5 protein-coding genes are annotated in these 9606 nt (G+C 71.5%); 2 read left to right on the plus strand and 3 right to left on the minus strand.

The window, feature by feature from the left end; genetic code table 11:
- The 3 genes from EFE23_RS20610 to EFE23_RS20620 are packed head-to-tail and all read right to left on the minus strand — an operon-like array spanning window position 1 to window position 5400.
- On the minus strand, window positions 1–1353 hold the full coding sequence (locus EFE23_RS20610; protein WP_123242581.1) for an MFS transporter: 1353 nt from the start codon (window positions 1351–1353) through the stop codon (window positions 1–3).
- Window positions 1350–2183, minus strand: a complete 834-nt coding sequence (locus EFE23_RS20615) for a thioesterase domain-containing protein (protein ID WP_158675895.1) — start codon at window positions 2181–2183, stop codon at window positions 1350–1352. Before EFE23_RS20615 ends, EFE23_RS20610 begins: the two co-directional genes overlap by 4 nt.
- A complete protein-coding gene (locus EFE23_RS20620; protein WP_123242583.1) occupies window positions 2173–5400 on the minus strand; it encodes a non-ribosomal peptide synthetase in 3228 nt (1075 codons plus the stop codon). The genes EFE23_RS20615 and EFE23_RS20620 overlap by 11 nt, the downstream gene beginning before the upstream one ends.
- A 184-nt stretch (window positions 5401–5584) precedes the next feature.
- Between EFE23_RS20620 and EFE23_RS20625 the strand changes: the two genes are divergently transcribed.
- Both EFE23_RS20625 and EFE23_RS20630 read left to right on the plus strand, forming a co-directional pair.
- Window positions 5585–7096: a class I tRNA ligase family protein gene (locus tag EFE23_RS20625; protein ID WP_148058493.1), complete on the plus strand. Its 1512-nt coding sequence runs from the start codon at window positions 5585–5587 to the stop codon at window positions 7094–7096.
- Window positions 7097–7891: 795 nt separating this feature from the next.
- Window positions 7892–9565, plus strand: a complete 1674-nt coding sequence (locus EFE23_RS20630; RefSeq protein WP_123242585.1) for an AfsR/SARP family transcriptional regulator — start codon at window positions 7892–7894, stop codon at window positions 9563–9565.
- Window positions 9566–9606 lie beyond the last annotated feature (41 nt).

Consider the following 9606-nt stretch of genomic DNA (forward strand, 5'->3'; position numbering starts at 1 on the left):
TCAGTCGGCCATCTCAGGCACGGACGGGGGGCGGGACCGAGCGAGGTCGGCCGCCTCATCGGTCGGATCCGCCGGGTCCGCCGGGTCCGTCGCGGCCTCCGGCATCGCGCACAACCGGGTGAGCGGCGACAGCGCGACCCCGCACAGCACGAACACCCCCGAGCAGCCGGTCGAGATCCAGAGGGCCTCATGCACCCCGGCCGTGGCCGCGATCAGTCCCGCGACCGGGCCGCCGAGCGCACCGAGCCCGAACATCACGGCGCGTACCGCCGCGTTCATCCGGCCCAGCAGCGACGGCGGTGTGACATTCTGCCGCACGCTCATGATCACGATGTTGACCGTCGTCAGCCCGAGCGACCCGAGGAACCATGCGACCGTGTACAGGGCGCCCAGCACGATGGTCGGCCCGCTGGCCGCCGGCAGCAGCAGCGCGGGGACGAACGCGACGCACAGCGCGCCCGCGTAGACCCGGCCGAGGTGCAGCCGGCTGATCAGTCGACGGCAGACGATCCCGCCGATGATTCCGCCACATGCGCCGATCGAGAAGATCAGGCCGAGCACCGAGGACGGGATGTGCTGTTCCCGCACCGCGAACAGGATGAACATCGGCTGCGTGGCGGAGAGGAAGAAGTTCGCCAGGCCACCGACCAGCGCGATCCACCGCACCAGGTGGTTGCCCGCGACGAACCTGAACCCCTGGGCCAACTCCGTGCGGATCCGCCGCTTCGCCGTGGCCGGGGGCGGCGTCTCCTCGGTACGGATGAGCAGCAGCGAGATCACCGAGCCGAGGTAGGTCACCGCGTTCGAGGCCATCGCGACCGGCGCGGTCAGCAGGTTCACCAGCGCTCCCGCCACGCCGGGCCCGGCCGCGTCGGCGGTCGCGGACGTGGCGGCGAGCTTGGAGTTGGCGTCGACGAGGTACTCGGGATCACGGATCAGCGTGGGGACGAACGACATCCAGCTGATGTCGAACAGCACCGCGCCCATCCCGACGCAAAAGGTGATCATGAGAAGGAGCGGCATGTTCAGCTGACCGAGCCCGGCCAGCACCGGGATCAGCCCGATCAGCACCATGCGGACGACGTTCGCCCCGATCATCGCCGTACGCCGACGGTGGCGGTCGACCCAGACTCCGAACAGCGGCCCGAACAGCAGGTACGGCACCATCTGCAGGAACCGCAGGACACCGAGCTGCTCGGGCCGGGCGTCGAGGGTGAGCACCGCGGTCAGCGGCAGCGCGAGGACGGTGATCTGCGCGCCGAACAGTGAGAGCGTCTCACCGGACCAGAACGTGAGGAAGTCCCGGTTGTGCCACAGGCTCCGCCGGGCCACGACGCCGTCCCGCGCGGTCACGCCCGGACCTCCTGGGCCGGCGACGGGCACGCCTCGCGCAGCGCGTCCGTCACCTTCGCGCCCAACACCGCCAGGCCCGCCCCCCGCCAGAGCGAGAAGTGGTCACCCGGAACCGTCGCGGTGCGCACGTCCGGCGCCACATCCGCCCACCGCAGCGGCCCGCGCGCCGAATCCTCGCCGTCGATGACCAGCAGCGGGCCGGGATATCCGGGTTCGGGCGCGTACCGGTGCAGGGCCGCGACGTTACGCCGGAACACCTCGAACCGGCGGCCGAGCGTCTCGACGTCCAGGTCCTCGGGGATCAGGTCGACGCGGTAGAGCAGCTCCCAGGCGTCCGTGACCGGAGCGCCCGGCGGCCAGGCGCGCAGCGCGGCGATGACGCGCTCCTCGGCCTGGCCGCCACCCGCCTCCGTGACCAGATTGATGGCGAACCTGGTGAGGATCTCTCGCACCGGGGGCACCGGCTCGGTGTGGTGCATCAGCGCGTCGACGATCACCACGAGAGGCACGGCGACCCCCAGCGCCCGCAGCCGCCCGGCCATGGCGTACGCGACCGAGCCGCCCATGGACCAGCCGAGCAGGCACGCCTGCCGTCCCCCGCAGTCGTCCACCACCGCGCGGGCGTAGCGGTCCGCGAGTTCGCGCAGATCGGTGGGGGGCAGGCCGTCGCTGTCGTACCCCGGAGCCTCGATGCCCACGACCCGCCGGCCGGCGAGCAGCCTGGCCAGCGGCAGGTAGGTGTAGGCGGAACCGGAGGCGGAGTGCACGCAGTACAAGGGCGGCGCGTCACCATCGCCCTCGCCGAACGGCACCAGCAGATCAGCGTGCACGGCCGGACCCTGCTTCGGCCTCCTCGGTCGCCCTCGCCGGCCGCGCCGCGACCAGCCGGTCCACCTCGGCCGCGACCGAACGCACCGTGGCATCGGCGAACATGGTGCGCATCCTTAGCTTCACGCCGAACTCCTTGCCCAGACGACTGACCACCCGCATCGCCTGCAGCGAGTTGCCGCCCGCCGCGAAGAACGCCACCGCCGCGCTGACCCGGTCGACCTCGAGCACCTCGGCGTAGATCCGGGCGACGGCCAGCTCGGTGCCGCCCGCCGGGGCGACGTAGTCCTCCTCGGGGTCGACGTCGACCGGGTCCGGCAGCGCCTTGCGATCCACCTTCCGGGCCGTGGTCAGCGGCAGGCTGTCCAGGAACACCCAGGCCGTCGGAATCATGTAGTCGGGCAGCCGTTGGGCGAGGTGGGCGCGCAGTTCCGTGGCGTCCGGCCGCCGATCGGCGGCGGGGGAGGCGTACCCGACGAGACGCCCCTCCCCGCGCCGGTCCGGCCGCAGCGTCACCGCGGCGACGCCGACATCCGGGTGCGACATCAGCGCGGACTCGATCTCCTCCAACTCGATCCGCAGGCCCCGCAACTTCACCTGTCCGTCGCCGCGCCCGAGGAACTCCAGCTGGTGGTCCCGGTTCCAGCGGACGATGTCGCCGCTGCGGTAGACCCGGCCACCGGGGTGGAACGGATCCTCGACGAACGCCGTGGCGGTCAGCTCGGGCTGGTTGAGGTAGCCGCGGGCGAGGCCCTCCTCACCGCCGATCAGCAGTTCCCCGGGAACGCCGCGGGGGACCAGCCGATCGGTCTTGTCGACCACGTACATCCGCCGGTCGGTGAAGGGCCGGCCGATCGGCGGCGCGCTGCGGGCCGGCTCGTGCGGGCACTCGTAGGAGGTACAGCCGACGGCGGCCTCGGTGGGGCCGTAGCAGTTGATCAACCGGCGTCCGGGCAGGTTCCACTTGGCGACCATCTCGGCCGGCACCGCCTCACCACCCGCCATGATCTTCCGCAGATCCGGGTACGGTCCGCCCTCGACCAGCGCCAACATCGCCGGAGACATGCAGATGTAGGTGACCCGCTGCCGGCGCATGAGCGCGGCGAGCCCGGCGGGCGAGGTCCCGGTCTCCTTGTCGACGAGGACCAGGCTCGCCCCGGCGGTGAGGCCGGCGAAGATCTCCCCCTGGGACATGTCGAACGCCAGCGCCGCGAGCTGGAGCATCCGGTCGTCCGGCTGGAGGTCGAAGACCCGACGGTAGGAGGCGATGAACGACTGCAGCGCGCGGTGTTCGATGAGCACACCCTTGGGCCGGCCGGTCGAGCCCGAGGTGTACAGGACATAGGCGAGCGCGTCCCGACCGACCTCGGCCCAGGGCTCGGCCGCGGCCCCGGCCTCGGCGAACGCCTCCCGCTCCCGGTCGATCTCTACGATCGACCACGGCCCCGTCTCGGGGATCCGGTCCCGGACGCGGCTCTGCGTCAGCACCACGGGCGCGGCGGTGTCCTTCAGGATGTACTCCAGTCGGCCCGCGGGATGCGAGGGATCCAGGATCGCGAAAGCGGCCCCGGCCTTGAGGACGCCGAGCAGCGCGACGAGCGCATCGAGGTCCCGCTCCACCGCCACGGCGACGACGTGGCCATCGCGTACGCCCCGGCCGCGCAGGAACGCGGCCAGCTCGATCGCCCTGCGGTCCAGCTCGCGGTACGTCAAGCTGTCGTCCTCGCACACGGCGGCGACATGGTCGGGCTGCTCCTGCGCCCGACGGGCGATGGCGACGTGGACCGGCTCGTCGGCGTGGACGAGCATCTCACCGGTGCCGGCGGCCAGCAGTTCCCGGGTCTCCTCCTCGTCGAGCAGCGGCAGCTCCGAGACCGGCCGCGCGGGCTGCGCGCAGGCCACCGAGAGCACCCGCGTGAGGTGACGGACCAGGGCATCGATCCGCCAGCCGTCGAAGAGGTCGAGGGCGTACTCGACGAGCACTCGCAACCGGTTCGGCGACTCGACAAACGTCAACGCCAGGTCGAAGCGCGCGCCGAGTGACGGCGCGTCGACGGCTTCCGCGGTCAGCCCGGGCAGGTCCAGCGCGGTTCCGGCGGTGAACTCGGTGAGGAACTGGGCGCAGACCCCGAACAGCGGATTGCGGCCCGGGTCGCGGTGCGGACGCAGGCGGTCGACGACGCGTTCGAACGGGACGTCCTGGTTGTCGTACGCGTCGAGCACGGTGTCCGCGACGCGGGCGACGAGCTCGGCGAAGCTGGGATCGTCGTGCAGGGTGGTGCGCAGCACCACCATGTTCGTGAAGTATCCGACCACCTGCTCGAGGTCCGGATCGGTGCGACCGAGCGCGGCGGTGCCCAGGCAGATGTCGTCGTGCCCGCTGTATCGGCTGAGGAGCACGACCAGCGCGGCCGACAGGACCGCGAACGGGGACACGCCCTCGCGGTCGGCCAGCGCGCGCACGGCACCCACGAGGTCGACGGGCAGATCGGCGCTGGTGGAGCCGGCGGAGAAGCTCGGCTCGGCCGGACGCGGCCGGTCGGCGGGCAGTTCCAGCGGGGCGGCTGCGGCCAACTGCCGCTCCCAGTACCGGAGCTGCTCCTCCAGGTCACCGTTGTCGAGCGCGGCGCGCTGCGCGGCCGCGAAGTCGACGAACCGGACCGGCGCGGCCGAGGCCGAGTCGGCGGGCTTGGGCGGGGCCGGCTCGGTGCCGGTCCGGGCCGCGGCGTACGCGTCCGAGAGCTGCCTGAGCAGCAGGCTGGTCGACCATCCATCGGTAACGATGTGGTGGAAGGCGAGGGACAACACGTGTTCGTCCGGGCCGCAGCGGAACAGCTTGAACCGGTACAGCGGGCCACCGATGAGGTCGAACGCCCGGGCGGCGTGCTCGTGCAGGCCCTCGGCGAGCGCGGTCTCGCGTGCCTCGGGCGCCTCATCGCTCAGATCGGTGATCGGCAGTGGCACCTCCGAGGGCGGAGCAATCACCATCCCCGGCACGCCGTCGACCGTGGTAATTGTCCCGCGCAGCAACTCGTGCCGCCGAACGAGTTCGCTGAGAGCGGTCCTGAGCGCCGCGCTGTCCAGCGGTCCGCAAATCCGATGGGCCACCGAGACGTTGTACGTGGCGAGTCCGGGCGCCATCTGCTCCAGGAACCACAGCTGCTCCTGGCCCACCGAGAGCCGGGCCGGCCGAGTTCTCGAATCGTCATTTGCGATCACTGCACTTGCTCCAAACCGATGAGACCGCGGACAGTCCTGTCGGCGCTATCGTGTCGGCTTCCGGCCGTGGCGTCTTGTACGTTCCTGACCTGTGTTTTAGCCACCCCGTGCGTATTTGCGGCGGATATATCGGGCCCTACTATGTCCGGGTGCTCACGGCGATACACCAATGGTGGAGGCGAACATGACTAGCAAGGTCCTGACAATCGGCGCTCCGCTGAATGACCTTCATGAGCGGCGGCTGAATGCGGTGACCGCCGCCTGCGAGCGGCTCGGCACGCTCCTCGACTCCCCGGCCCCGGCCCCCGCCACCCCGGCACTGGGCCTGCTGCGCGCCCTGGCGTCCGCGGGCAGGCTCGCGGTGAGCGCCGAGGACGAGGAGGCAGGACCGTGGACGCTGGCCTACGCGCCCTCGCCGGCCGCGCTCGCGGCGGTGGCCACGGGATCGGCGCCGTCCTGGGGCACCCGGCTGGACGGCAAGCAGCAGAAGGCGCTGCGCCGGGCGCCGGGGGCGGTCTTCCGCCTGCCGTTCGCCGACCCCGTGACGGGCGCGGCGAGCGGTGGCGCGTTGAGCACCTTCACGACCGACTGGTCGCCGTTCACCGCGGCCTGCGCGGTGGCGGTCCACCCGGACCACGAAATGCTCGCGGGGACCGAGGTGCGGCGCCGTCCGTACTTCAGTGGCCGCTTCGTGCGCCACCCGCTGCACGGCGATCTGCTTCCGGTGTGGGTCGCGGACTGGGTCAAGCCCGAGTTCGGCACCGGCGCGGTCATCGTCAACCCGGCGCACTCGGTTGCCGACCTGGAATTCGCGCGCAGCATCGGGCTGCCGGTCCGGTTCGGTCTCGGGCCGCACGAACCCGGCGCCAGCCCGGCCAGTTGGCTGACGCCGCCGGTCATCAAGACCGGGATGGTGCTGCGGGCGGGCCGGCATGACGGCCTGAGCCACGAGCAGGCGGTCGACGCCTACCTGAGCGACCTGCTGGAGGCCGGCCATGCCGACCGGGCCGAGTCCTTCTCGCTCGGCCGGGTGCCGCTCGCCGTGCTGAGCGCGGACCCCGCCGGAGCGGTCCGCTGGTCGCCCGCGCTGCGGGCGCGCAGCTTCACCGAGGAGGCCGGTACGGCGGCGGCCGTGTCCGCGTCGCTGCGGGAGACGCCGCTCCTCGTCGCGGCGGCCGAGTTCGCGGCGGCAGCGCCGACGTTGGTCTGCACCGCGGAGGCGGTGGGGGCCGACCTGCTGTGGCTGCGTCTGTTGCTGCTCGACCTCAACGTCAAACACTCCCCGGTCCTGGTGGTACCGGTGGCCCGCGTCGGCTCCGCGCAGGGCGTGGAGCAGCAGTGGCTGGACGGTTCGCTGCTGGTGGCCGGCCGGCCGGACGAGACGGTCTCGGTGAAGGCCCAGTTGGCCGAGCAGATCGGGAGAATCGCGAAGGATCACGCGGCGGTGGGCACCGACTCCGGAGAACCGGACAGTGCGCCGTCCCAGGCCGCTGGACAGATCTTCACGGCGCTCTCCGCCGCCGACTTCGCGGCCGTCTTCAAGGCGGTCGGCCCGACCGCGAAGACCATCCGGCGCGGCGGCGCGATCGGCGGATCCGAGCGCGCCGCGTTCCTGGCCGCCCTGTACGTGCTGTTGGGACTTCCGTTGCCCGAAGGATTCTCCAGGGATGCGCTGAAGGGATCGCTCACGAGCTGACCCCGCTCGATCAGTCGGGCAGTCGGCAGGATGGCCGGCGCGCCCGGGGGGCGGTGCGATTCGGCGTGGTGCGCCGGCGGCGCACCACGCCGGCCATCTGTTTCGGTGGCCTCGCCGGACCGGTCGGCGGGTCTATCGTGGGCGGACCTTGCTGAAGTCTTGTGCGGGCTTGGGCACTTCTTGCGTCGGTGCTCCGGCCGGCACGTCAAATTCGTACAAGACCGTTCGTTGGGACGGTCGGCATCATCGGCTCAGGCAACCCGGAACAACGCCCATTCGCTTCGATGCGCGAATTGCCCCGCTGCTTTACGACGACCTTCAGCCAGCTCAGGAGTGTGACGCTCGGCCGGCTTGCGGGTGACCCCCGTCGCACCGTAACCGCGGCCCTCGACCCCCGGCCCGCTCCCGATGCCCTCCCACCCCCCTGCGGAGGGGCATCGGCTCCGCGTGGCGACCTGCGGCCTGCCGTCGCCGGGTCAGTTACCCAGAGTGGCTCAGACCTTTCTGGATGTCATCGTCACCGTTGACGAAGGGACGGAGGCGTCATTATCGTTGCGGCCACGAGCCTGTGCGCTGCTCGTTGCTGCGCAGCACACCGGCTCGACGCTTGCCTGGCAGTGGCCGGCTCCGGTCTCGCCACCGTCGTCGGGTAAGGGTTTCGCCTGACCAATCGCCACATAGTTACGGGGGTAACTAGTGCCGGTTACGGTGTTTCGGGTTCTCGGGCCGCTCGACTGTCAGGCGAACGATACGACGATCCGTATCAGCGGAGCGAAACAGCAGACCGTCCTGGGCATGCTCCTGCTGGCCGACGGCAAGCCGGTGGCGCTGCCCCGACTCGTGGACGCGGTGTGGGGCGACGTGGCGCCGTCGACCGCGTCGAAGCAGATCCGTAACGCGGTGTCCGACCTGCGCACCCTGCTGGCCGGCACCGGGGTGACGATCAGCCCGGTCGGCGACGGCTACCAGCTCGACCGCGGAGGCGCGGCGCTCGACCTGGAGAACTTCACCCGGCAGGTCGAGCTGGCCGGGCTGGAGACCGATCCGGCGCGCAGGATCAAGGCGCTGCGCTCCGCCCTGTCGATCTGGCGCGGCCGGGCCTTGGCCGGGCTGACCAGCGCGCCGCTGCTGTCCCAGGTCGTCAGCGTCGAGGAGCTGCGGCTGACCGCCCTGGAGCAGTGCGTCAACCTCGAACTGGAGCGCGGCGAACACGCATCGCTCATCGGGGAGCTGACCGCCACGGTGGCGGAGAACCCGTTCCGCGAGCGCTTCGTGGCGCAGCTGATGACCGCGCTGTGCCGCTCGGGCGCCCGGGCGGAGGCGTTGAGGGTGTTCGACACCACCCGGCGTCTCCTCCGCGACGAACTGGGCGTGGACCCCGAGCCCCAGTTGCAGGACCTGCACCGGCGGATCCTCGCCAGCGAGCTGCCGGCCGCCGCCACCGAGCCAGCGGTGGCGCCCGAGCCGCCGTTCCCGTGGCACAACCTGCCCGGCGAGGCGGTGCGCCTCACCGGTCGCGACCGGGAGGAGGCCACGATCCTGCAGGCGCTGCGCCGGCACGCCGAAGGGCTGAGCGTGGCGCCACCGGCCATCATCGCGATCGACGGGATGGCCGGCATCGGCAAGACCGCGTTCGCCCTGCACCTGGGCCGGCGGCTCGCGGCGGCGTATCCGGACGGTCAGATCTTCGTCGACCTCGGCGCGCACGGCATCGGAGGCCGGTGGGCGGAGGCCTCGTCGGTCCTGTCCACGCTGCTACGCACCTCCGGCGTGCCCGCCGGGTCGATCCCGCCCGACCTGGAGGGACGGCGCACGGCGTGGCGTAACCGGCTACTCGGCAAGCGGGTTCTCGTCATCCTCGACGATGCCGCGAGCACCTCCCACATCACGCCGTTGCTGACCGGCGTTGCCGGGTGCCTGACCATCGTGACCAGCCGGCGCCGGCTGCCCAGCCTCCACTCGACCTGCCAGCTGTCGCTGCCGGAATTCACCCTCGCGGCGGGTCGGGACCTGTTCAGCAGCGTGGTGGGTGACGACCGACCGCTCGCCGAGACGGCGGCCGTGGATGAGATCCTGCGGCACTGCGGACGGCTGCCGCTCGCCATCCGCAGCGCCGCGGTCCGCCTGCGCAACCGCACCAGTTGGAGCGTGTCCTACCTGGCCGCGCGGCTCGCCGACGACGAGTCCCGGCTGGCCGAGTTGAACACGGAGAACACCGGGGTGGCCGCCGCCTTCGACATGTCCTTCTACTGGCTCGATCCGGAACACCAGCGGCTGTTCCGGCTGCTCGGTCGCATCGACGTGGAGGAGATCGAACCCGACCAGGTCGCGAGGATGGCCGGACTGTCCGTCTCCCGGGCCGTCCGGCTGCTCGAGGAACTGGTCGACTTCCACCTGCTCAAGGCGATCGGACAGGGCCGTTACCGGATGAACGAGCTGGTTCGCGCCTACTCCCTGCAGCTGACCTGACCCGGCACCAACTCCCACTCAAGTCCCAATGCCGCTTAGCC

It is taken from the genome of Micromonospora solifontis, from assembly GCF_003725545.1.
Lineage (GTDB): Bacteria > Actinomycetota > Actinomycetes > Mycobacteriales > Micromonosporaceae > Micromonospora > Micromonospora solifontis.